Source organism: Streptomyces sp. HNM0574 (assembly GCF_012726235.1).
In the GTDB taxonomy this organism is placed as follows: domain Bacteria; phylum Actinomycetota; class Actinomycetes; order Streptomycetales; family Streptomycetaceae; genus Streptomyces.
In genome coordinates this window covers 275,344-296,619 of record NZ_JAASAH010000005.1, presented here as the reverse complement: position 1 = coordinate 296,619, position 21,276 = coordinate 275,344, and the positions used below count along the sequence as shown (strand labels likewise).

General features: G+C 72.9%; 20 protein-coding genes and 1 tRNA gene. 10 read left to right on the top strand and 11 right to left on the bottom strand.

Translation table 11 applies throughout. The features are described from left to right. Positions 1–133: 133 nt before the first annotated feature. Positions 134–1,078 (top strand): 1-phosphofructokinase family hexose kinase, encoded by a 945-nt coding sequence (locus tag HCC30_RS12445; RefSeq protein WP_169442512.1) that lies wholly within the window; start codon positions 134–136, stop codon positions 1,076–1,078. 22 nt (positions 1,079–1,100) lie between these two features. Here the strand turns inward: HCC30_RS12445 and HCC30_RS12440 are convergent, their stop codons facing one another. Continuing rightward, positions 1,101–2,030: a CBM35 domain-containing protein gene (locus HCC30_RS12440; protein ID WP_169442511.1), complete on the bottom strand. Its 930-nt coding sequence runs from the start codon at positions 2,028–2,030 to the stop codon at positions 1,101–1,103. 140 nt (positions 2,031–2,170) lie between these two features. Further along, positions 2,171–3,925, bottom strand: a complete 1,755-nt coding sequence (gene cdgB / locus HCC30_RS12435) for a diguanylate cyclase CdgB (RefSeq protein ID WP_169442510.1) — start codon at positions 3,923–3,925, stop codon at positions 2,171–2,173. A 451-nt stretch (positions 3,926–4,376) separates the two neighbouring features. Here cdgB and HCC30_RS12430 point away from each other — a divergent pair, with 451 nt between their 5' ends. Further along, positions 4,377–4,898, top strand: a complete 522-nt coding sequence (locus HCC30_RS12430; RefSeq protein WP_169442588.1) for a flavin reductase family protein — start codon at positions 4,377–4,379, stop codon at positions 4,896–4,898. 317 nt (positions 4,899–5,215) lie between these two features. Here the strand turns inward: HCC30_RS12430 and arfB are convergent, their stop codons facing one another. Continuing rightward, entirely contained in the window at positions 5,216–5,653 is a 438-nt protein-coding gene (gene arfB, locus HCC30_RS12425) for an alternative ribosome rescue aminoacyl-tRNA hydrolase ArfB (protein WP_169442509.1), read from the bottom strand. A 212-nt stretch (positions 5,654–5,865) separates the two neighbouring features. Here arfB and HCC30_RS12420 point away from each other — a divergent pair, with 212 nt between their 5' ends. The 3 genes from HCC30_RS12420 (at position 5,866) to HCC30_RS12410 (ending at position 7,795) form a co-directional block, all read left to right on the top strand. Further along, positions 5,866–6,441 carry a TerD family protein gene (locus tag HCC30_RS12420; RefSeq protein ID WP_169442508.1) on the top strand — a complete coding sequence of 192 codons (576 nt, stop codon included), beginning with the start codon at positions 5,866–5,868 and terminating at the stop codon, positions 6,439–6,441. Positions 6,442–6,527: 86 nt separating this feature from the next. Beyond that, positions 6,528–7,025, top strand: a complete 498-nt coding sequence (locus HCC30_RS12415; RefSeq protein WP_169442507.1) for a hypothetical protein — start codon at positions 6,528–6,530, stop codon at positions 7,023–7,025. Positions 7,026–7,270: 245 nt separating this feature from the next. Then, positions 7,271–7,795: an N-acetyltransferase gene (locus tag HCC30_RS12410; RefSeq protein WP_169442506.1), complete on the top strand. Its 525-nt coding sequence runs from the start codon at positions 7,271–7,273 to the stop codon at positions 7,793–7,795. Between the two features lie 60 nt (positions 7,796–7,855). Here the strand turns inward: HCC30_RS12410 and HCC30_RS12405 are convergent, their stop codons facing one another. Beyond that, positions 7,856–8,518, bottom strand: a complete 663-nt coding sequence (locus tag HCC30_RS12405) for a pentapeptide repeat-containing protein (protein WP_240979541.1) — start codon at positions 8,516–8,518, stop codon at positions 7,856–7,858. Between the two features lie 177 nt (positions 8,519–8,695). Between HCC30_RS12405 and mltG the strand changes: the two genes are divergently transcribed. Continuing rightward, complete coding sequence (gene mltG / locus HCC30_RS12400; protein WP_169442504.1) at positions 8,696–9,478, top strand: endolytic transglycosylase MltG; 783 nt, start codon at positions 8,696–8,698, stop codon at positions 9,476–9,478. 449 nt (positions 9,479–9,927) lie between these two features. After that, positions 9,928–10,212, top strand: a complete 285-nt coding sequence (locus tag HCC30_RS12395; RefSeq protein ID WP_169442503.1) for a hypothetical protein — start codon at positions 9,928–9,930, stop codon at positions 10,210–10,212. Between the two features lie 417 nt (positions 10,213–10,629). Here the strand turns inward: HCC30_RS12395 and HCC30_RS12390 are convergent, their stop codons facing one another. The 3 genes from HCC30_RS12390 to HCC30_RS12380 all read right to left on the bottom strand — a co-directional run bounded on the left by HCC30_RS12390 (position 10,630) and on the right by HCC30_RS12380 (position 12,368). Further along, entirely contained in the window at positions 10,630–10,890 is a 261-nt protein-coding gene (locus tag HCC30_RS12390; RefSeq protein WP_169442502.1) for a hypothetical protein, read from the bottom strand. Positions 10,891–11,051: 161 nt separating this feature from the next. Continuing rightward, on the bottom strand, positions 11,052–11,564 hold the full coding sequence (locus HCC30_RS12385; protein WP_169442501.1) for a pentapeptide repeat-containing protein: 513 nt from the start codon (positions 11,562–11,564) through the stop codon (positions 11,052–11,054). A 730-nt stretch (positions 11,565–12,294) separates the two neighbouring features. After that, a tRNA-Thr gene (locus HCC30_RS12380) sits at positions 12,295–12,368 on the bottom strand. Positions 12,369–12,603: 235 nt separating this feature from the next. Between HCC30_RS12380 and ugpC the strand changes: the two genes are divergently transcribed. The 3 genes from ugpC to HCC30_RS12365 all read left to right on the top strand — a co-directional run bounded on the left by ugpC (position 12,604) and on the right by HCC30_RS12365 (position 15,286). Next, on the top strand, positions 12,604–13,722 hold the full coding sequence (gene ugpC, locus HCC30_RS12375) for a sn-glycerol-3-phosphate ABC transporter ATP-binding protein UgpC (protein WP_169442500.1): 1,119 nt from the start codon (positions 12,604–12,606) through the stop codon (positions 13,720–13,722). A gap of 164 nt (positions 13,723–13,886) precedes the next feature. After that, positions 13,887–14,303, top strand: coding sequence for a hypothetical protein (locus HCC30_RS12370; protein WP_169442499.1), 417 nt, complete (start codon positions 13,887–13,889; stop codon positions 14,301–14,303). Positions 14,304–14,524: 221 nt separating this feature from the next. Then, on the top strand, positions 14,525–15,286 hold the full coding sequence (locus tag HCC30_RS12365) for a nucleotidyltransferase family protein (protein ID WP_169442498.1): 762 nt from the start codon (positions 14,525–14,527) through the stop codon (positions 15,284–15,286). A 164-nt stretch (positions 15,287–15,450) separates the two neighbouring features. On the opposite strand, the gene HCC30_RS12360 is transcribed toward HCC30_RS12365, so the two are convergent. From HCC30_RS12360 to HCC30_RS12345, 4 genes are all read right to left on the bottom strand, one after another. After that, a complete protein-coding gene (locus HCC30_RS12360) occupies positions 15,451–17,043 on the bottom strand; it encodes a DoxX family protein (RefSeq protein WP_346776599.1) in 1,593 nt (530 codons plus the stop codon). Between the two features lie 301 nt (positions 17,044–17,344). Continuing rightward, positions 17,345–18,295 carry a 23S rRNA (guanosine(2251)-2'-O)-methyltransferase RlmB gene (rlmB, locus tag HCC30_RS12355; protein ID WP_169442496.1) on the bottom strand — a complete coding sequence of 317 codons (951 nt, stop codon included), beginning with the start codon at positions 18,293–18,295 and terminating at the stop codon, positions 17,345–17,347. Between the two features lie 181 nt (positions 18,296–18,476). Then, entirely contained in the window at positions 18,477–19,886 is a 1,410-nt protein-coding gene (cysS, locus tag HCC30_RS12350) for a cysteine--tRNA ligase (RefSeq protein WP_169442495.1), read from the bottom strand. Between the two features lie 134 nt (positions 19,887–20,020). Next, positions 20,021–21,241, bottom strand: coding sequence for an MFS transporter (locus HCC30_RS12345; RefSeq protein WP_169442587.1), 1,221 nt, complete (start codon positions 21,239–21,241; stop codon positions 20,021–20,023). Positions 21,242–21,276: the final 35 nt, after the last annotated feature.

The window sequence follows — 21,276 nt, the reverse complement described above, 5'->3', positions numbered from 1 at the left end:
GGGGAACGGCCGGAACCGGGGGTCGCACCCGCACGGCGGCAATGGCATGATCGCTCGCGCGCTCGCCCTTGGAACGGGGCGTTCCCCTGCTGTCCGCTTCCGTCCGCCACACGTCCGCTGGGGGTGCCTGCCGGTGATCCTGACGGTCACGCTCAACACCGCGCTCGATCTCACCTACGGGGTGCCGCGCCTGGAGGTGCACGGATCGCACCGGGTGCGCGAGGTGACGCAGCGGCCCGGCGGCAAGGGCGTGAACGTGGCCCGGGTGCTGGCGGCGCTCGGCCACGAGGTGACCGTCACCGGCTTCACCGGCGGCAGCAGCGGTGAGGCGCTGCGCGCGGGCCTGGCCGCGACGGCGGACGGCGGCCGCGTCACCGACGCCTTCGTGACCGTCGCGGGCGACACCCGCCGCACCGTCGCCGTCGTCGACGCGTCGACGGGCGACACCACGCAGTTCAACGAGCCGGGGCCGCACATCGGCGCCGCCGAGTGGGCCGCCTTCGGCGACACCTTCACCGCGCTGCTGCGCACCCCCGGACTCCGCGCCGTCGCCCTGTGCGGCAGCCTCCCGCCCGGGGTGCCGGTCGGCGCGTACGCCCAACTCGTCCGGGAGGCACGGGCGTCGGACCTGCCCGTGCTGCTGGACACCAGCGGCGAGCCGCTGCGCCGCGGCCTCGCCGCGCGCCCCTGCCTCGTCAAGCCCAACGCCAGGGAACTGGCCGGGATCACCGGCACCACCGAACCGCTGCGGGCCGCGCGGGGCGCGCAGCGGCGCGGGGCCCGCGAGGTCGCCGCCTCGCTCGGCAGCGAGGGCCTGCTCGTCGTCACCCGGGACGGGGTCTGGCACGCGGCGCCGCCCGAGCGCGTCCCGGGCAACCCGACCGGTGCGGGCGACTCCGCCGTCGCCGGGCTGCTCTCCGGCCTGGTCGAGGGACTGCCCTGGCCGCAGCGGATCGCGCGGGCCGTGGCGCTCTCGGCGGCGACGGTCGGCGCGCCCGTGGCGGGCGAGTTCTCCGCCGGCGCCTACGCGGACCTGCTCCCGAAGGTCCGGGTCACCCAGCAGCCCGCCGCACGCTGAACGGGCCCTGGGCAACGGGGAGTTACGCGCCGCCGGCCGGGGCCAGCCACAGCTGGTCGAGGTTGGCGTTGCACTTGTTGCCGTGGCCGCACACCAGCGCGATGTTGTTCGCGCCCTTGTCGAGGGTGACGGGGGCCCAGGTGGTCTGCCAGCCCTTCTCCCAGTCGCCCTTCGGGGAGCCGATGAAGTTCTTCATGCCGAGCGGCTGCGGGTTGGCCTGCCCGTTCACGACGAGGGTGGCGTTCGCGTCCTCGCCGGGGATGCCGTAGCGCACCTTCAGCTTGTACTTGCCCGCCTCGGGCGCCTTGACGTTCCACGTCACCTTGGCGCCGACGGCGTTCAGCCCCGCGACGTAGGTGCCGCCCTTGCCCTGGGCGCCCTTCACGTCCTTGGCGACGCTGGTGCCGCCGTCGAGCCGGAGCGTCGCCGCGTCCTGCTTGGGCAGGTCCTGCTGCTTGGCCTGCTGCTTCTCGCCGTCGCCCGGCTCCTGCTCGCCGCCGCCCGCGCCGGCGTCACCGGCGCCCGCGGAACTGCCGGATCCGGCCTGGTCGGTGCCCGCCGCGTTGCCGTCGTCGCTGTTGAAGAAGACCGCGGAACCGATCCCCACGACGACCGCCGCGACGACGGCTATCGCCCCGATCAGCAGCCCGTTCCCGCGCCGGCCGCGGGCCGCGCCGCCGTGACCGCCCTGCGCCTGCCGGGCCGCGGCCCGGCCGCCGGGCACCGTCTCGGGCGCCGCGTAGTGCGCGCTCGACTGCCCCGCCGTGGGGTAGCCGGCCGTGGAGTGCGCCTGCTGACCACCGTACTGGCGCTCACCGACGGTGCGGACCTGGTTGTACGAACGCCGAGGGACGCCGGGCTGCGAAGCCGCCGGGCCGCCGCCTTCCTGGCGGTACAGGTGGGCGAACGGATCGTCGCCCTCGGGGGCCGTGCCGCGGTTCTCGGCGGTCATCCCTTTCACTCCCTACTGCGTCAGGTATCCGGCTGAGCCTACCTCTCCGGAATGAGGCACCGGGCAACGCCGGATGGAGCAGCGGCGGACACGGCGTGAAGCCGTGCACACGGGGCGCGTACGCGTCCTCGCCGGCCCGCTCAGCCCGCGCGCCGCTGACTCTTCGCGCGCGAGCGCTTCTCCACGTACATGCGCTGGTCGGCGGATTGCAGGACCTCCTCGGCGGTCATCCCGCAGCCCGCCCAGCCGATGCCGAAACTGGCGCCCACCCGCACCGCGCGGTTGTCCACCCGGATCGGCGGGATGATCGCGTTCCGCAGCCGGACGGCCAGATCCTGGGCGTCCGCCGGGCCGAGTCCGTCCGCGAGGACGACGAACTCGTCGCCGCCCATACGGGCCACGGTGTCGTTGTCCCGCACCCCGCCGGACAGCCGCCGCGCGACCTCGATCAGGACGGCGTCGCCGCAGTGGTGGCCGAACCTGTCGTTGATCGACTTGAAGCCGTCGAGGTCGCAGAAGAGCACCGCGAGCCCCTTCTCGCCCTCCCGCTCCGGGTCGGGCGGCACCGCGTGCACATGGTGCGGGTCCGGCGGCACGTACTCGGCGCCCGCGGCCGCGCCGCCCGGGCCGCCGCCGAGGCCGCCGAGCCCGCCGAAGCTGTCGAGGGTGTCCAGGCTGTCCGGGCTGAACCCGTAGCCGTTGCCGCCGTGCCCGAGGCCCGTCCCGTACGCGGTGCCGTTGCCGTACCCGGCCGCCTCGCGCGGGGCCCCGTCGTAGCCCGTCCCGTACCCGCCCGGGACGCCCGCGACCTGCGGTTCCGGGTGCGGGCAGAGGCGGGCGTTGAGCCGCGCGCGCAGCTCGGCGCTGTTGGGGAGGCCGGTGAGGGAGTCGTGGCTGGCGCGGTGGGCCAGCTGGAGTTCGTGCCGCTTGCGCTCCTCGATGTCCTCGACGTGGGTGAGGAGGAAGCGGGGGCCGTCGGCCGCGTCGGCGACGACGGAGTTGCGCAGCGAGACCCAGACGTAGGAGCCGTCCCGCCGCGCCAGCCGGAGCTCGGCCCGCCCGCCCTCGGCCGAGGTGCGCAGCAGGGTGCCGATGTCGGAGGGGTGGACGAGGTCCGAGAAGGAGTAGCGGCGCATCGCGGAGGCGGGCCGCCCGAGGAGCCGGCACAGGGCGTCGTTGATACGTATCAGGCGCCCGTGCTGGTCGCCGCCCATCTCGGCGACGGCCATGCCGCTCGGCGCGTACTCGAACGCCACCCGGAAGCTCTCCTCGCTGGCCCGCAGCGCCGACTGCTCCCGCTCCAGCCGGACCAGCGCGCGCTGCATGTTCGAGCGGAGCCGGGCGTTGCTGATCGCGATGGCCGCCTGGAAGCAGTACATCTGCAGCGCCTCGCGGCCCCAGGCGCCGGGGCGGCGGCCGTTGCGCGGCTTGTCGACGGAGAGGACGCCGAGGAGCTCGTCGTCGGAGGCGTACAGCGGGGCGAAGAGCCGGTCCATCGGGTGCCACTCGTCGGGCCGGGACGGTGCGGGGCCCGCGGGGTTCCACTGCGGTACGTCGTCCTCGTCGAGCACCCAGCCCTCGGTGTACGGGATGAAGCAGAGCTCGCCCCAGCGCTCCCCCATCGACAGGCGGCGTTCCCAGGAGGCGCGCGCGCCCACCCGGCCCGCCATCATCGCCTCGGCCCCGGCACTGCCCGCGACGGCCGCGACGACCAGATCGCCGTCCTGGCGTACGAGGTGGACGGCCGCGATCCCGAACCCGAGCCCGGACACGACGCCGTCCGCGACGGTCTGCAGGGTGTCGGCGAGGCTCCGCGCGGTGTTCAGCTCGGCCACGACGCGGTGCAGCTGACGCAGGCTGGCGAGGCGGACATAGGGCTCCGACTCGGTTTCCATCGCCCTCCCCTGAGCCTCGTGAGTCAACTCCAGGTGTTCGCGGGACGTCATTGTCCAACTGCCATCGGCCACTGAATCACAGCGAGCTCTTCACTCGGTACACAGGGTCAACATTTCCCGCATTATGTGGCTCAAGTCACAAGCGTGTGTGGTGTATTGAGCGCGCTGCGTGGGAGCCTGCCACACCTGCCCGGTTGTTGAATACGTGATCACCTTCGCACGGGGCGGGACCGCGGCGGGACCATTGCCGTCGAATCCGGCCAGGTGGGACCGCACCCGTCACCGGCGGAAGGTCCTAGGACCCCGCGCGGCGCATGCTCGGGCGGGAGGCCGATGCACGGGGCATCCGGTGTTCGTTAGCGTTCTTGACGTGTCCCAAGCAGTGCAGCAGCAGACGGTCCCTTCCCTCCCCACGGCCTCCCCCGCCGCCGACCCCGCCGCCCCCGCGCCGATGCCCCATGCTGGTGGGGTGAGCGAGGACGAGTTCCGCGCCGCGATGGCGCGACTGGCGGCGGGCGTGGTGCTGGTGACGGCCTACGACCCGGAGGACGGCCCGCGCGGCGCCGACGTCGGCATGACCGCCACCGCCTTCCTCTCCGTCTCCCTCGAACCGCCGCTCGTCCTCGTCAGCGTCCGCACCGGCTCCCGGATGGACGAACTCCTGGAGCGCCAGCCGCTCTGGGCGGTCTCCCTCCTCACCGACGCGCAGCGCCAGACCGCCGGCCGGTTCGCGATGAAGGGCAGGCTCAGCGACCGCCTCCTGTTCACCGAACTCCCGCACACCCGCGGCCAGGCGTCCGGCGCCCCCGTCGTGGACGACGCGCTCGCCGCCGTCGAGTGCCGCACCGAGCAGCGGATCGCCGCCGGCGACCACACCCTCGTCATCGGCCACGTCCTCGCCACCACCCTCCAGCACACCGACGACACGGGCCCCCTCACGTACTACCGGGGGCGCTACCGCACCTTGGGCTGAGGGGCGCGCCCCGCCAGGGGCGCGGGGAACGGCGCCCTCCTGGGGGCGCGGGGAACGGCGCTTCTTGGGGGCGCGGGGAACTGCGCGAACGGCCACGGCGTACGGGGTGGTCCGGTGACGGCGATGAGCACCCCGCGCCGGGGTGAGCGCGCTGCGCTTGCCAGCCCTGCGCCTCGGCGCAGACCTCCCAAGCGGGGCCGGCCCGCGAAAAGGGGCGCGGGGAACTGCGCAAAAAGCCCAGCCACGACGCACCCGCACCCCGCAGCACACAAACAGCCGCACCCCGCGAAGCGAAGCCCCCGAGCAGGGCGGCAGCCCTAGTCCCACCCCCGCCCGGACCGCCCCCGCTTCAACTCCCCCTGCCGCTGCTTCGCCCGAAGCCGCCGCTCATTCGCCCCCCGCGACACCTTCTTCTTCCGCCGCGCCCGCGGCGGCGGAGCCGTCGCCTCCGCGAGCAGCGAAGCCATCCGCACGGCCGCCGTCTCCCGGTTCCGCCACTGCGACCGGTGCTCACTCGCCCGTACGACCAGCACCCCGTCCGTCAGCCGCCCGGCCAGCCGCTCCAGCGCGCGCTCCTTCCACACCTCGGGGAGCGCGTGGGTCGCGGCGAGGTCGAAGCGGAGCTCGGCCCGGCTGTCGCTGGTGTTGACGTGCTGCCCACCCGGCCCCGAGGAGCGCGAGAAACGCCACGAGAGCTCGGACTCCGGCAGGGAGACCGAGCCGCGGATGACATAGGGACCGGACATGTGTCCCATGATCCCGCCTCCCGGGTGGCCCCGTCACCCGGATTTCCGCCGCGGAACGGCCCCGTCAGGCCCGCGAGGTGGCCGGATCGCGCCGCGTCGCACGTCCGCCGGAGCACGCGACGCAATCAAGGTCCGAAACGTGGAACCCGGCTTTGCCCCAGGCGCGTTGTGCAGGGTGAGGAGAACGACCTCACCACGTACTTCGACAGAAGGGCATCCCCATGGCTGTAAGCCTGTCCAAGGGCGGCAACGTCTCCCTCACCAAGGAGGCGCCGGGCCTCACGGCCGTCACGGTCGGCCTCGGCTGGGACGTCCGCACGACCACCGGCACGGACTTCGACCTCGACGCGAGCGCCATCGCGGTCAACCCGAGCAGCAAGGTCTACTCGGACCAGCACTTCGTCTTCTTCAACAACAAGGCGACGCCGGACCAGTCGATCGTCCACACCGGCGACAACGTCACCGGCGAGGGCGAGGGCGACGACGAGCAGATCAACGTCAACCTCAGCGCGCTGCCGGCGGACATCGACAAGATCGTCTTCCCGGTGTCCATCTACGACGCCGAGTCGCGCAGCCAGAACTTCGGCCAGGTGCGGAACGCCTTCATCCGCATCATCAACCAGGCCGACCAGTCCGAGATCGCCCGCTACGACCTGAGCGAGGACGCCGCCACCGAGACCGCCATGGTCTTCGGCGAGCTGTACCGCAACGGCGCGGAGTGGAAGTTCCGCGCCGTCGGCCAGGGCTACGCCTCCGGCCTCGTCGGCATCGCCCAGGACTTCGGCGTCAACGTCTGACGTCACCTCCTGACGCCCACGGCTCGGGGCCCGGCACCACGTACGCCGGGCCCCGGCCGTCCCCGGGCCCGTGACACCATCTGTCCGTGCTCGACATCGGCTACTCCCTCTCCCGCCGCTTCCCCGACCCCCCGCAGACGGACTACCGCACCGCGGACGTCCGGGCCCTGCGTCACGACCTCTTCTGCGGCGACTTCTACCTCGCCGACACCAGGGCCGACCGCGAGGTGTCCACGGCCTGGGGATGGGTGCCCGTACTCGACTTCGCCTGGGCCCTCTGCGACATCGTCGAGCTGCTGGACGGCGACCCGCGCGGCAGCCGCTCCCCCGGCCCGCACCGCGCCGAGCTGGACCTGACGGAGACCACCGACCTCCTCCGCTTCGAGCGCCGCTTCGGCTGGGTCGACATCAGCGCCGACTGGGACGACCCCGGCACCCGGCCCCTCACCTTCGAGCACTCCCTCCTGCGCCGCGAGGCCCGCGACTTCCTGCACGACCTCCTCGCCGACCTCACCGACATGCACGACGGCCTCGCCGACAACCCCACCACCTGGCTCCTCCACAGCCGCTACCCCCGCGTCTGAAGCGGGCGGCGGCGCCCCGCCGCGACGGTGTTACGGTGAACGGCGTTCGTGTCCGACGCGTACCGAAGAGCAGATTCAGGGAGGTGAGGTTGATGACCGCGCAGATGGCCACCGCCGCGAGCGGCACCCGGTTCCTCCTCACGTCCCGGGCCGTGGCCTGATCTCTTCCGCACCGCCCTCGCCGGGAGCGTGAGCTCGCGGGGCGACCTCCACGAACACCACCATGAAACGGATTCACCTCCCTCATGACCGCATCACGCACGCACACCTGGCACACCCGCGCCGAGACCGCCGCCGACGTCCCCGCCATCCGCGAGATCGTCCTCGCCGCCTTCCCGACGGCTGAGGAGGCCGACCTCGTCGACGCCCTGCGCGCCGACCCGGCGGCCTGGATCGACGGCCTGTCCGTCGTCGCCACGGACCAGCACGGCGCCCCCGTCGCCCACGCCCTGCTGACCCGCTGCCACATCGACGCGGCACCGGCGCTGTGCCTGGCGCCCTGCGCCGTCCTCCCGGCACACCAGCGGACCGGCGCCGGCTCGGCGGCCATCCGCACCGCGCTCGACTACGCGCGCGAACGCGGCGAGCACCACGTCGTCGTCCTCGGGCACCCCGAGTACTACCCCCGCTTCGGCTTCACCCCCGCCTCCGCCGCGGGCATCGGCCTGAGCATCGACGTCCCGGACGAGGCCTCGATGGCGCTCACCCTCGACGACGCCGACCCGCTGCCCCGCGGCACCGTCCGCTACGCGGCTCCGTTCGGCATCTGACCCGCCCCGCCGGGCGTACGGGGGCCCTCGTCCCCGCACGCCCGGCACCGGCGCAGGCCCTCAGCCGTCGACCACGCGTACGCCCAGTTCCGCCGCGAACACCGGGGCCAGGTCCATCAGTTGCGCCGGGCGGATCACCGCGCCGGAGAGCCGCCCCGCACCGGCCGAGATGTCCAGCTCCGCGACGTCCCGCAGATCCACGTCCGTCAGCGTCGCCTGCGTGAAGTCGACGCCGCGCAGCACGCATCCGGGGAACGCCACCCGCTCCAGCACGGCTCCCGCGAAGTCCGGCTCGACGAGCACGCAGCCCTCGAAGACGACGTCCTTCAGCGCGGCCTGCCGCAGATTCAGGAAGTCGATCTTCCCGCCGCGCACCAGGACCCGGTCCAGCTGACCCCCGTGCAGCTGAACACCGCCCATCCGCACGTCCCCGAGCTCGACGTCCCGCAGCCCGGCGCCCCCGAGATCCGTGCCCACGCCCCACACACCCTCGGCCACCGTGTCGATCAGCCGCGCCCGCTCCCAGCGCGCCGAGTCCAGCGAGCACCGGTAGATCCCGCAGTCCATGAACGTCGCCCCCGCGGCGTCCGTGACCGAGAGGTCGGTGTCCGCGAACTCCAGCCCGTCGTAGTCCCCTCCGGGCCGCAGCCCCGAGCCGTCGTACGGCCGCAGCGCGGGCAGCGCGATCTCCGGCCGCTGCACCCCCGCCGTCCCGCCGCCCATCGCGCCTCCCGCCGTCGCACCCGAACCCCGGCCCGTACCCGTCGTGTTCGCCCGTGTCCTCGCCATCACCACATCCTGCACCCGGCCACTGACAACGGCCGCCCGCTCACCCCGCCCGTGCTCCACTCGGCGGGCACCGCCTGCCCACCGCACAGGACCGCGCCGTAGCGTGCCCGTATGACTCCCAGGAGGAAGCGACGGCTGGTGCTGACGGTCGCCGGGCTCTGCGTCCTGGTGGCCGCCGCGGTCGTCACCGTGCTGCTGATCATCCGTCCGTCCGGCGAACAGCGCCCCGCGACGCTCGTGATCCCCGAGGGCCACCGCGCGACGCAGGTGTACGCGGCGATCGACAAGGCGCTCGGCGAACCGGCCGGGACGACGAAGAAGGCCGCGAAGAAGGGCGCCCGCGACGGCACGCTGGGCCTCCCCCGCCAGGCGCACGGCAACCCCGAGGGCTACCTCTTCCCGGCCACCTATCCGGTCGACCGGAACACCACCCCGTCCTCCCTGCTCTCCTACATGGTGAACACCGCCAAGGAGCGCATCCCGGACGCGCACGCCGGCGCGTACGAGACGGTCGTCGTCGCCAGCCTCGTGCAGGCGGAGGCGGACACCCCCGAGGACATGGCCAAGGTCGCGCGCGTCATCGACAACCGCCTCGACCAGCACAAACCCCTGGAGTTCGACTCCACGATCAACTACGCGCTGGGCCGCTCCACCCTCACGACCACGCACGCGGACACCCGCCTGGACAGCCCCTACAACACCTACCGCCACAAGGGCCTGCCCCCGACCCCCGTCAACAACCCCGGCGAACACGCCCTCCGCGCCGCCGCGAACCCCCCGAAGGGCGACTGGCTCTACTTCGTCACCGTCAAGCCCGGCGACACCCGCTTCTCGACGACGTACGCCCAACACGAGAAGCACGTACGCGAGTTCAACCGCGAACAGGGGAACTGAGGAAGCCGCCGGCACACAGAACCGGGGACCCGACCGCGCCCGACGGATCCCCGGACAGAGCAGTCCCCGGAAGTCTGTGCCTCGCCCATCCGCCTTGGTCGTCGCCAAGGTTCCGGTCCACGAGTCGGCTTCCGGGGCCCTAGCCAGAGCCTGCTAAGCGTCTCCTGCCGACGAACGTCTCCGCCGACGGTGCGGCTCTCCGGTTGTCTGGTGTAAGTCCCAGTTTCCTCCGCTATGCCCACGTGTCAAGCCCTGGGGAAAACTTCTCGGAATTCCCAGGAAAGCCCAGGTCAGACCCCCTTCCCGCAGCCTCCGCCCGACCCGTGGGCTCCAGGGTGCTCCTCCGCACGGACTCACTTGCCGCCCCCTCCCTCCGGCGCGACATTGGCAGTACGGACCCGACAGCTGCGGGATGCCGGGCCTGCGCAGCGTGATCCTGCGGAGGAGCCATGGAACAGCAGGTTCTCGGGCACGGACGGACGACGGGCCCGGAGGCGTTCTGGTACGTCCTCGGATGCCTGGCGTTCGCGGCTTCCTACTTCGCGAAGGTCCCCTGCAAGAAGGCCCTCAGCGAGTACGGCCTGATCACCATGACGGACGCCGAGAAGTTCTGGTACGTGCTGATGAACATCGCCTTCGCCTCCGGCTACTTCTCCAAGGTGATCATCAAAAAGGCCCTCTCCGAGGTCCCCCAGAACACCCACACGCCCCCGGCACAGCCCCCAGCGCCCTGACCAACACACCGACCCGGGCCAGCCGTTGGCGAACATCGACGAGGGCCGACGCAGCGGCGGGTGCGACGGCGATTCCGGCACGGTGCTGCATGACGTGCTCGCCCTCGGCCGGCTACGGCGGCGCCAAGTGCGGCTGCCGCAGCCCATGGCAACGAGTGGTGCAGCTCTGTTCTGGGCGGAGAGTCAGCGGCCTGGGAGCGCACGCGAGGGGGTGCCGATGAGTGCTGGATGTGCTTTGCCACCTGCGGAATCCGTACCGATCCCAGCACGCCGTGCGTGAGCTGCTGCCCGCGACAGAGCGGTGGCACGCCGCGGCAGCCGGCGCACATGCTGCGCCCCGGCGCCCTCGCCTCCGTGCAGCGCGCCGACCTCGACGGGCCACGACGGTGGAACTACCGCAGCCCAACCAGCCCCGGTTCACGGGTACATGGGCTGCACCGGGCCGCGCTGTTCGTCGAGGGGCGCGTGCTGGACGAGGACACCGAGCCCGAGCAGCAGCCCGACGGCGCCCTCGACGAGGCTTCGTTCCGGCCCTTGCCCAAGCACCTGCTGCAAGAGGCGCACCGCGTTGCCCTCGCCGCCGAGGGTCGTGTACTGCGCGCCCTCAGGCTCGACGCGCGCACCGTGCCGGTACCCGAGCGTCCATGCCCGCGGTGCGCTGGCGAGCTGCTGCTGCACACCGGGCCCGACGAGCCTCCGACCGTCACGTGCTCGACCGGGCCGAACGGCACCGCGCCCGTACCGCGCGACGGGTACGGCCGGTGCGTGTGGGCGTGGCACGCGCTGCCCACTCTTGCGACCGCGCTCGACGCCGCGCAGCGGCGGGAACGCAAGGCAGCTCAGTCCTTACGCGCCCCGTCCAGGTCACCCTGCACGCCCTCATACTCTGCCTCGCGCAGATCCGCCCCCTCCACGTTCGCCCCGCGCAGATCCACGCCGCGCAGATCGGCATCGCGCAGGCGCGTGCCAGCCAAGTTCACCTTTGCTTGCCCGTCATGCTCGGGCTTGCGCGCTCCCAGCGTGGCGGCCGCAGCGGTGACGTCCTCTTCCGTAAGCGCGTCTTTGCTCTCCGGTGAAGGCTGGGATTTTGGGGCCTTGCTGTGGGTGCGGATGTAGGCAGAGAGCACGTTGACGATCGCGGGCTGATCGCCGGGAGAGTCCTTCATGATGTCTTGCAGTGCGTAGATGCCGCCCAGCCGTACATCGACGCTCTTGTCGCCGAGTTGAGAGATGGCCGTGGTGAACCTGTCGGCGGTCTGGGCCTGTCGGTCGAGCTCCTGACGCTCCTGCGTGATCTGGAGCTGGTTCTGCGCCTGATAGCTGGAGATCCCTGTGAAGAGCAGGGCCGCCACAGCAGCGACCCCGGTAAGCGCTGTCCCCCAAGAGGTAAGACGCTGGTGACTGTCGGGCCTCGCCGCCTCAGGCGCGTCTCGACGCTCCGCACCCGGCGTGCGGGGATGACGCCGCAGCCTCGGCGCACGTCCTAAAGCCCTTCGCTGTCCACCGCCCGCACCACGAGCCGCCCGCTGCGGATTCACCCGTACCCCCTCGCCCCTTCAACGTGCCCCGCTTCGGGGCAGCATCGGCCGAACACAGCCACCCGCACAAGGCGAGTACCGAGTTGTGACAAGCCGCCGCAAGCAGCCCGGCCGTGCTGCACCGCATCCGTACCCGCAGCGTGTGGGCGCGGCACGCGCTGCCCGCCCTCATCGCCGCGCCCAACGGATATGCGCGGTGCATGCGGCTTGCCCGCGGAGGGGGCTCGGACAGCGGACGCCATGGGCGTATGACATCTCGCGTGATCGTGGCCCCGCCGAGCCGGACCGTGGGTGGCCGGATTCACGGAACTTCGCGAAGATCAGACACCGGCGGCGGGGGCGATCTGCGCTGCGTCAAGGAGACCTTGAGGCGTTCCACGACCACGGCCGACCTCGGACTCGTACGCGAAGGGCTCACCCCGGGCTCACAGCCCGCTCAGCACATAGGCGCCGACGACAAAGCGCCCCACCCGGCTGAGCCGGGACGGGGCGCTGAGATGCAGGTCAGAAGTGTTGCCTTGCCGCCATCGGCGACCTTTTCAAGAGCCGCCTGTCGGAGTCGAACCGACGACCTTCTGTTTACAAGACAGATGCTCTGACCAGCTGAGCTAAGGCGGCCTGCACGTGTGGGTGCCTGTGCAGTGTACCCATGCGGGTCGGGGGTGGGGCGAGGTGGTTTGGGTGGGGGTTTTGGTGGGTGCGGGGGTGCTGACAGGGGGTGTGGGGGCGGGTTAGCGTCTCGGCACGTCCGCTCGGCGTGACCGGCGCCGCACGCGCTGTGCGTACCGGCCGGACGTGACTCCCTTTACGACGGATCGTCCGGCACGTACCTGCCGGTGAAGGAGACAACAGCATGGCTACGGTCACCTATGACCAGGCGACCCGGGTGTACCCGGGGTCGGAGAAGCCCGCGGTCGACAAGCTCGACATCGAGATCGAGGACGGTGAGTTCCTCGTCCTCGTGGGTCCCTCGGGGTGCGGGAAGTCGACGTCGCTGCGGATGCTCGCGGGGCTCGAGGACGTGAACGGCGGCAGTATCCGGATCGGTGACCGGGACGTGACCCATCTCCCGCCCAAGGACCGGGACATCGCCATGGTGTTCCAGAACTACGCGCTCTACCCGCACATGACCGTCGCCGACAACATGGGCTTCGCGCTCAAGATCGCGGGTGTGCCGAAGCCGGAGATCCGGCAGAAGGTCGAGGACGCGGCGAAGATCCTCGACCTCACCGAGTACCTGGGCCGGAAGCCGAAGGCGCTGTCCGGCGGTCAGCGGCAGCGGGTGGCGATGGGGCGGGCGATCGTCCGCGAGCCGCAGGTCTTCCTGATGGACGAGCCGCTGTCGAACCTGGACGCGAAGCTCCGGGTGCAGACGCGTACGCAGATAGCGGGACTTCAGCGCCGGCTGGGGATCACCACCGTCTACGTCACGCACGACCAGGTCGAGGCCATGACGATGGGTGACCGCGTGGCCGTGCTCAAGGACGGGCTGCTGCAGCAGGTCGACACCCCGCGCCGGATGTACGACCGGCCCGCGAACCTCTTCGTCGCGGGCTTCATCGGCTCCCCCGCGATGAACCTCGTCGAGGTCCCGATCGCCGACGGGGGCGTGAAGTTCGGGAACAGCGTGGTGCCCGTCGAGCGGGAGGCGCTGGCGACCGCGGCGGACAAGGGGGACACCACCGTCACGGTCGGCGTCCGTCCCGAGCACTTCGGTCTGGCGAACGGTGACGGCACCGCGGTGTCGAAGGACGAGCCCGCCGGTATCGCCGTGACGGTGAACGTCGTCGAGGAACTCGGCGCGGACGGCTACATCTACGGCAGCGCGAAGGTCGGCGGCCGGGAGCACGACATCGTGGTCCGGGTGCCGGGGCGCGAGGTGCCGGAGAAGGGTTCCGTGGTGCACGTCGTGCCGCGCGGCGGCGAGACGCACGTCTTCTCGACCTCCACCGGTGAGCGCCTGAGCGACTAGGCACGATCCGTCGGGCCGCGTATCCCGTGCTTTCCCCAAGTACCGGATGCGCGGCCCCTTTTCGAGCCTGTTCGTCAACACGCGTCCGGCGCGAAACCCCCTTCCCTTCGCTCATGCGAGTGACGCGTTGGGGTCGCGGGGCCACGCATCGTTACGATCGCCGCGTGAACCACGTAGCCCGCCGCATCGGCCGATCCCTCGCACTTGTCCTCCCGGTCGTCCTCGTCCTGTCCGGCACCCTCGCGGTGACGAGCGTTCCCTGGGCGACCGCTCCCTCCGAGAGCGACGTCCTGGCAGCCTCGGCGCAGAAGGCGTCGAGCCAGGCGAAGGCGCCCGCGCCGCACGAGGTGCTCCGCGAGCGCCTCGTCGCCGAACTGCAGGAGAAGAACCCGGCAGTCGCGCTGACGAACCTCCAGAAGGAGATCACCCGCAAGCCCTCGCTCGCCGAGCACTGCACGTCGATCGCCAAGGCCCTGGGCCGCGCCGCGGTGAAGAAGTACGGCGCCGCCTACCGCGCCCACCAGTACTCGCGCCCCGTCTGCGACACCTCCTTCGCCTACGGCATCGCCCAGATGAGCTGAGCCGCCGGGCTCCGCTCGCCGCACGAGACGTACGAGGAGGCGGGACGCGACGTCGGACAGGATTCGAGGGCGGGTACGGACAGTCGGCACCGGACGCCGGTCACCGAACCGGGCGCCGGCCGGCGGCTGTTCGTACCCGCCCCCTTCCGCGTGAGCGCCCGCGCGCCCCGCCGGCGGCCGGGCCTTCGCCGCCGTTCCTGTCGCGCGCCTAGGGTGCCGTCATGGCACCGCAACAGCGTCCGACGCAGGCCGTCGTCCTCGCGGGCGGCCAGGGTTCGCGGCTGAGGCCGTACACCGATGACCGTCCGAAGCCGATGGTCGAGATCCCGGGGACGGGAGTCCCCATCATCGGGCACCAGTTGGCCTGGCTGGCCGCCGCCGGAGTCACCGACGCCGTCGTCTCCTGCGGCCACCTCGCCCATGTGCTCCTCGACTGGCTCGACACCGCCGAACTCCCCACCCCCGCCGCCGACTCCCCCACCGCGCACGCAACTCCCCTGCGCGTCCGCACCGTTGTCGAGGAGGAGCCGCTGGGCCGGGGCGGCGGGCTGAAGTACGCGGCGGCCGCGCTGCCCCGCGCCGACGAGCCCTGGTACGCGACCAACGGCGACGTGTGGACGCGCTTCCCGCTGACCGAGATGGCCGCGTTCCACGCCGAGCGAGACGCCGAGGCGACCCTCGCGCTCGCCCGGCCCCGGATGCCGTGGGGCGCCGTGGAGACCGACGAGTTCGGCCACGTACGGGACTTCATCGAGGCGCCGCCCTCGCCGTACTGGATCAACGCGGGCGTGTACGTCTGCTCCGCGTCCTTCACCGCACTGTTGCCGGACCGCGGGGACCACGAGCGCACCACCTTCCCCCGGCTCGCCCGCGAGCGCCGGCTGGCCGGCTTCCCGCTGCCGTCCGGCGCGTACTGGCGCGCCATCGACACGGCGAAGGACCTGGAGGCGGCCGCGGCCGAACTGGCCGCCGGCAGCGGCTGATCCGGGTGGACCGCGCGCACGCGTAAGGGGCTTGCTCCGCGGAGGAGCAAGCCCCTTGCACGTTCAGGGAGGGCCGACGCGGTGCGCGCCGTGGCGGGCGGCCGGTGCCAAGGGCCGGAGGGCTGGTGCGGCAGGCGGTGAACTAGCCCGGCGCACCAGCCGGGTCAACCCAAGAGTCCGCCGAGACCACCACCTCCGTCACTGCCCGAGGACGAGCCTCCGTCGCTGCCGGAACCGCTGTCGGGGGACGACTCCTGCTCGCCAGAGCCGCTGTCGCCGGTCGCGCCACCCGCGCCGTCCTGCGGCCCGCTCGTCGCGGTGCCGCCCGGTGTCTGCTGCGGCTGCTGCTCGGTGGGCGTCTGCTGCGGCGCCTGCACCGTCTGCTCGTCGCTGGGCGCGGACGGGCCGCTGCTCTCGCGCTGCTGCTGGGGCGGAGTGGAGGGCGGGAGCGAGGGGCTGCCGCCCGCGGCTCCGCCGGGCGTCTGGCTCGGGCGGTTGGCGCCGCCCTGCTCGCCCGGCTTCTTCGGCAGCGGCGAACCCGGCAGCTGGTTGACCGGCTGCTCGCCGGGCTCCGGGACCGGCGCCTGCTGCGAGGCCCGTACGGCGCCGCCGAGCAGCGAGCCGATGAGCAGCGCGAGCCCGACGACGACGGTGGCGACGACGGCGCCCCGGCGCAGGACGCGGCGGCGCAGGTCCCAGATGTCGACGCGCGGGCCGAGCTTGCGCCAGGCGTCCGTCGCGAGGCGCGCGTCGACCGAGTAGACCGGAGCGCCGGCGATGATCAGCGGGCTCCAGGCGGCCAGGTAGATGATGTCCGGCGCGTCGTAGGCGGGGACGGTGCTCCAGCTGACGGTCATCAGCAGCGCGGCCGAGAGCAGCGCGCCGAAGCCGGCGGCCAGCCGCTGCCAGATCCCGAAGATCGTCAGCACACCGACGATGACCTGGAGGAACGCCACCGTGAGCCCGGCGCCGACCGGGTGCTCCAGCGCGAAGTCGCGCAGCGGGGAGGCGATCGTCCACGGCTCCAGCTTCCGCAGCCAGGTCACCATCGAGCCGCGTTCGCCGCCGTCGAAGTAGACGGGGTCGCAGAGTTTGCCCATCCCGGCGTAGACGGAGATCAGGCCGAGGAAGATCCGCAGCGGCAGCAGGACGACCCCGAGGTTCATCCGGTGCCCGGGGTAGTACGCCTGGCGGCGCGCCGCCTCGCCGGCGGCGGTCCCGCCGGAGGTGCGCTGCCCCTCGGCCGGCTCCGGTTCGTCGAACGCGCCCTCGGCGGGCCGTACTCCGCGCAGCAGCGGCTCCGGGCCGACCGTCTCCGGGGGCTTCGGGCCGCGCGGGCCGACGACGGTGGGGCGGCCGGTGCCGGGCCCGCCCGTGCCGGTGTCCTCCGTGACGCGCGGCAGAACCTGGGTGGTGACCCCGCCCGGCTCGGCGCCGTCATGGGTCTCCGCCTGGCGGGCCGCGGCGGCCTGGAGCAGCGCGGTGGCGCCGCTGTCGCCCGGCTCCGTCCGGCCGGTCCAGACGACGGGCGCGCGGCGCGGCGCACCGGCGGCGCGCGCCCCGGCTCCGGCGACGGCGGTCTGCCCGGTGTCGGCCGTGGCCCGGACCCGGGCGGCGGACGGCGGGGCCGTCCGCGCGGACCCGGCGGACGCGGCACCGGCCGTACGCGCTGAGGGGGCGCCGAGCTGCACGCGGAAGCTCGCGTGGTTCACGACGACCTGCGCGGGGTCGGACGGGACCTTGACGGTGCTCAGCACCGGCTCGTCGTCGAAGAAACCGCGCGGGCTTCCCCCAGGGTCCGCCCCTGGGCGGGGGCCCGAGGGGGTGGGTGTGCGGGGTGTTCTGGTGTCCACACTCATCTAACCGAGTGACGGACCGTTAAGACACTGCCTTGACCGTCCCGATCTGTCCGAGGCCCGTCAAGAGGCCCTCCCCGGGGCCGATTTGGCGCCCCGCCGTCCGCCCGGAACCTCGCGGTCCGCGGATTCACGGGCGTACGTCCCGGCGTACGGCACCCCCGCCGCGCGCCCCGGAGGACACCCTCCGGGGCGGGCAGGGTCAGGCGCGGCGGCGCGCGGCCTCGTACATCACGACGCCCGCCGCGACACCGGCGTTCAGCGACTCGGTGCCGCCCGGCATCGGGATGCGGACGCGGATGTCGCAGGTCTCGCCCACGAGGCGGGACAGGCCCTTGCCCTCGCTGCCGACGACGACCACGACGGGACCGTCCAGCACCTCCAGATCCTGGAGCTCGACCTCGCCGTCGGCGGCGAGGCCGACGACCATCATCCCGGCCTTCTGGTACGCCTCCAGCGCGCGCGTCAGGTTGGCCGCGCGGGCGACCGGCGTGCGCGCGGCCGCACCGGCCGAGGTCTTCCAGGCGCCCGCCGTCATGCCCGCGGCCCGGCGCTCCGGCACCACGACGCCGTGGCCGCCGAAGGCGGAGACGGAGCGGACGACGGCGCCGAGGTTGCGCGGGTCGGTGACGCCGTCGAGCGCGACGATCAGCGGGTCCTCGCCCTCGTCGTACGCGGCGGCCGCCAGGTCGTCCGGGTGCGCGTAGTCGTACGGCGGGATCTGGAGGACGAGGCCCTGGTGGTTGAGCCCGTTGGTCATCCGGTCCAGCTCGGCCTTGGGGGCCTCCATCAGGTGGACGCCCTGCGCCTCACCGGCGAGCTGCACGGCCTCGCGGACCCGCTCGTCGTTGTCGATGAACTGCTGCACGTACAGCGCGTTCGCGGGGACGCCCTCGCGCAGCGCCTCGGCGACCGAGTTGCGGCCGACCACCAGCTCCGTCGTGGACTTCTGGCCGCCCTTGCGCTGCGGGCGCTGCTGGGCGCGCTTGGCGCGCACGGCGGCGGCACGCTGCTTGGCGTGCCCCTTGCGCATCTCGGCGGGGGGCGTCGGGCCCTTGCCCTCCAGGCCCTTGCGCCGCTGGCCGCCGCTGCCGACCTGGGCGCCCTTCTTGTTGGACGTGCGCCGGTTACGGCGCTGGCTGTTCCCGGCCATCGGGGCACCTGCTTCTCTTGCTGCTGACTTGGGTGGTCTGTGCGTGTGCGCGGTCCGCTCCGTCCCGGGCAATTATCCCGGACCCGGGTGAAGCGGGTGGCCCGGCACCGTGCGTACGGGTGCCGGGTACCGCGCGTGCCCGGCGCCGCGTGCGGGGACGCGGGGCCGGGGCCGCGGCGCCTCAGTGGGAGGCGCCGCCCAGTTCCCAGCGCGGGCCCGCGGGGGTGTCCTCGATGACCAGGCCCGACTGCTTCAGTTCGTCACGGATGGCGTCCGCCGTCGCGTAGTCCTTGCGGGCCCGCGCCGCCTGGCGCTGGTCCAGGACGAGCCGGACGAGCGCGTCGACGACGTCGTGCAGCTCCTCGCCACGGCCCGCGTCGCCGCCGGACGCCCACTGCGCGTCCAGCGGGTCGAGGCCGAGCACGCCGAGCATGGCCCGGACGTCGGCGAGGGCGGCGGCGGCCGTCTCCTTGTCGTCCTCGCCGAGGGCGGCGTTGCCCTGGCGGACGGTGGTGTGGACGGCGGCGAGGGCCTGCGGGACGGCGAAGTCGTCGTCCATCGCCTCGGCGAAGGCGGCGGGGACCTCGGCGGCCGGGCCGGTGTCGCCGACGGCCTCGACGGCGCGCTGGAGGAAGCCCTCGATCCGGCCGAACGCGGCCTCCGCCTCGCGCAGCGACTCCTCGCTGTACTCGATGGTGGAGCGGTAGTGCGGGGTGCCGAGGTAGTAGCGCAGCACGATGGGGCGCCAGCGCTTGACCATCTCGCTCACCAGCACGGAGTTCCCGAGCGACTTGCTCATCTTCTCGCCGCTCATGGTGACCCAGGCGTTGTGCGCCCAGTACGCGGCGAAGTCGTCGCCGTACGCCTTGGACTGGGCGATCTCGTTCTCGTGGTGCGGGAAGACGAGGTCGACGCCGCCGCCGTGGATGTCGAAGGCGCTGCCCAGGTACTTGTGCGCCATCGCGGAGCACTCCAGGTGCCAGCCGGGGCGGCCGGGGCCCCAGGGGGTGTCCCAGCTCGGCTCGCCGGGCTTGGCGGCCTTCCACATGGCGAAGTCCCGCGGGTCCCGCTTGCCCGTCTCGCCCTCGCCGGAGGGCTGGAGGAGGTTGTCCAACTCCTGGTTGGACAGGGCGAGATAGCCCTCGAAGGAGCGGACGTCGAAGTAGACGTTGCCGTCGGCCGCGTAGGCGTGGCCGCGGTCGATGAGGACGCGCATCATCTCGGTCATCTCGGGGATGTGGCCGGTGGCGCGCGGCTCGTAGGTGGGCGGCAGGCAGCCGAGACCGTCGTACGCGGCGTTGAACGCGCGCTCGTTCTCGTACCCGATCGACCACCAGGGGCGGCCCTGGTCCTCGGCCTTCGTGATGATCTTGTCGTCGATGTCCGTGACGTTGCGGACGAACGTCACGTCGTAGCCGCGGTGAGTGAACCAGCGGCGCATGATGTCGAAGTTGAGCCCCGAGCGGATGTGTCCGATGTGGGGTGCGGCCTGAACGGTGGCACCACACAGGTAGATCGAGACGCGGCCCGGCGTGAGCGGGGCGAAATCACGGATCTGCCGGGCGCTGGTGTCGTACAGGCGAATAGTCACGGGACAAGGGTAGACGGCGTGCGGGAGTGCCCGCTCCGCCCCACCGGGCCTCGGCTCCCGGGCCTGCGGGGCGCTCCGGGACGGTGCCGCGGATGTGCCGGACGTCACGGACGAAGCGCCCGCGCGCAGCCGGTTCAGCGGGTGCGGGACGCGGTGCCGGCGAGCAGGGCGCCGAGCAGCGGGGGCACGGCGAGGACGGTCCAGACGGCGGCCGGTGGGGCGCCGCTGCCGAGCAGCGCCCCGGTGGCGGCGCTCCCGCCCAGCACCACGAGCCCCGAGAAGGACGACATGGCGCCCATGGCGAAGCCGAGCCGGCGCTCCTCGACCAGCTCCGTGACCAGCGCACGGGCCGAGGGGACGGCGAGCATCTGCCCGAGCGTCAGCAGCAGCACGTACCCGGCGGCGGGCGCCAGCCCCCGTACGTCCCGCAGCCCGAGCGGAGCGGCCAGCGCGACGAGCGCGAAGCCGGCGGCGACGAGCAGCAGCCCCGCGCGGAGAGTGGTCCGGTGGCTCAGCCTCTCGCCCACTGCCCGGGTGACCGGCAGCTGCGCGCAGACCACCAGAAGGGACGACAGCGCGAACAGCCAGCCGAGCGCCGCCTGCGAGCCGGTGACCCGGAGGACCTCCTCGGGCAGCGCCAGATAGAGCTGGTTGTAGGCGAGGAGATAGCTGCTGTACGCGAGGCAGACCAGCAGGAACGGACCGTTGGTGAGGACGGCCCGCAGCGCGCCCCCGGCCTCGCCCTTCGCACGCCGCGGGCCGCTCTCGTCCCCGTCCCGTCGCGGCATCAGACGCCAGTGCCCGGCGAGGACCAGGACGAAGACGGCGGCGCCCGCCCAGCAGGCGGTGGTGAAGTCGGCGAGCAGCAGCAGCGAGCCGAGCAGCGGCCCGAGGAACGCGCCGGCCTGCCCGGCGGCGGAGAAGACGGCGAGCGTACGGGCCCGCGGGTGCCCGCCGGCCGCCTCCCAGCGGACGGACTGCCGCGCGGCCTCCGCCTCGACGGCGGGCGAGAACAGCGCCGCCGCGAACCCCACGCAGAGCACGGCCGCGACGACCGACCACGTCTCCCGCGCCTGCCCGAGCCACACGAACCCGGCGATCCGCAGCACACACCCGGCGAGCACCACGGGACGCGGCCCGTACCGGTCGGCCAGCGCCCCGCCGACGACGAACAGCCCCTGCTGGCTGAACGTCCGCAGCCCGAGCACCAGCCCCACCAGCCAGCCGCCCATGCCCAGCGCCCCGCCCAGATGCGCGGCGAGGTACGGGAGGACGGCGAAGAAGCCGACGTTGAAGGCCAGTTGGGTCCCGGCGAGCAGCCGCAGCAGCGGCGGCAGCGCCCGCACGTCCCGCACCGACCGCCACCGGCCGCCCCCGGCGCCGCCCCGCC

What these genes read in the sequence shown, in the direction of transcription:
- HCC30_RS12440 (WP_169442511.1), bottom strand. Translation starts at nt 2,030, where the DNA reads ATGACCGCCGAGAACCGCGGCACGGCCCCCGAGGGCGACGATCCGTTC.
- cdgB (WP_169442510.1), bottom strand. Translation starts at nt 3,925, where the DNA reads ATGGAAACCGAGTCGGAGCCCTATGTCCGCCTCGCCAGCCTGCGTCAG.
- HCC30_RS12430 (WP_169442588.1), top strand. Translation starts at nt 4,377, where the DNA reads ATGCCCCATGCTGGTGGGGTGAGCGAGGACGAGTTCCGCGCCGCGATG.
- arfB (WP_169442509.1), bottom strand. Translation starts at nt 5,653, where the DNA reads ATGGGACACATGTCCGGTCCCTATGTCATCCGCGGCTCGGTCTCCCTG.
- HCC30_RS12420 (WP_169442508.1), top strand. Translation starts at nt 5,866, where the DNA reads ATGGCTGTAAGCCTGTCCAAGGGCGGCAACGTCTCCCTCACCAAGGAG.
- HCC30_RS12410 (WP_169442506.1), top strand. Translation starts at nt 7,271, where the DNA reads ATGACCGCATCACGCACGCACACCTGGCACACCCGCGCCGAGACCGCC.
- HCC30_RS12405 (WP_240979541.1), bottom strand. Translation starts at nt 8,518, where the DNA reads ATGGGCGGCGGGACGGCGGGGGTGCAGCGGCCGGAGATCGCGCTGCCC.
- mltG (WP_169442504.1), top strand. Translation starts at nt 8,696, where the DNA reads ATGACTCCCAGGAGGAAGCGACGGCTGGTGCTGACGGTCGCCGGGCTC.
- HCC30_RS12395 (WP_169442503.1), top strand. Translation starts at nt 9,928, where the DNA reads ATGGAACAGCAGGTTCTCGGGCACGGACGGACGACGGGCCCGGAGGCG.
- ugpC (WP_169442500.1), top strand. Translation starts at nt 12,604, where the DNA reads ATGGCTACGGTCACCTATGACCAGGCGACCCGGGTGTACCCGGGGTCG.
- HCC30_RS12365 (WP_169442498.1), top strand. Translation starts at nt 14,525, where the DNA reads ATGGCACCGCAACAGCGTCCGACGCAGGCCGTCGTCCTCGCGGGCGGC.
- rlmB (WP_169442496.1), bottom strand. Translation starts at nt 18,295, where the DNA reads ATGGCCGGGAACAGCCAGCGCCGTAACCGGCGCACGTCCAACAAGAAG.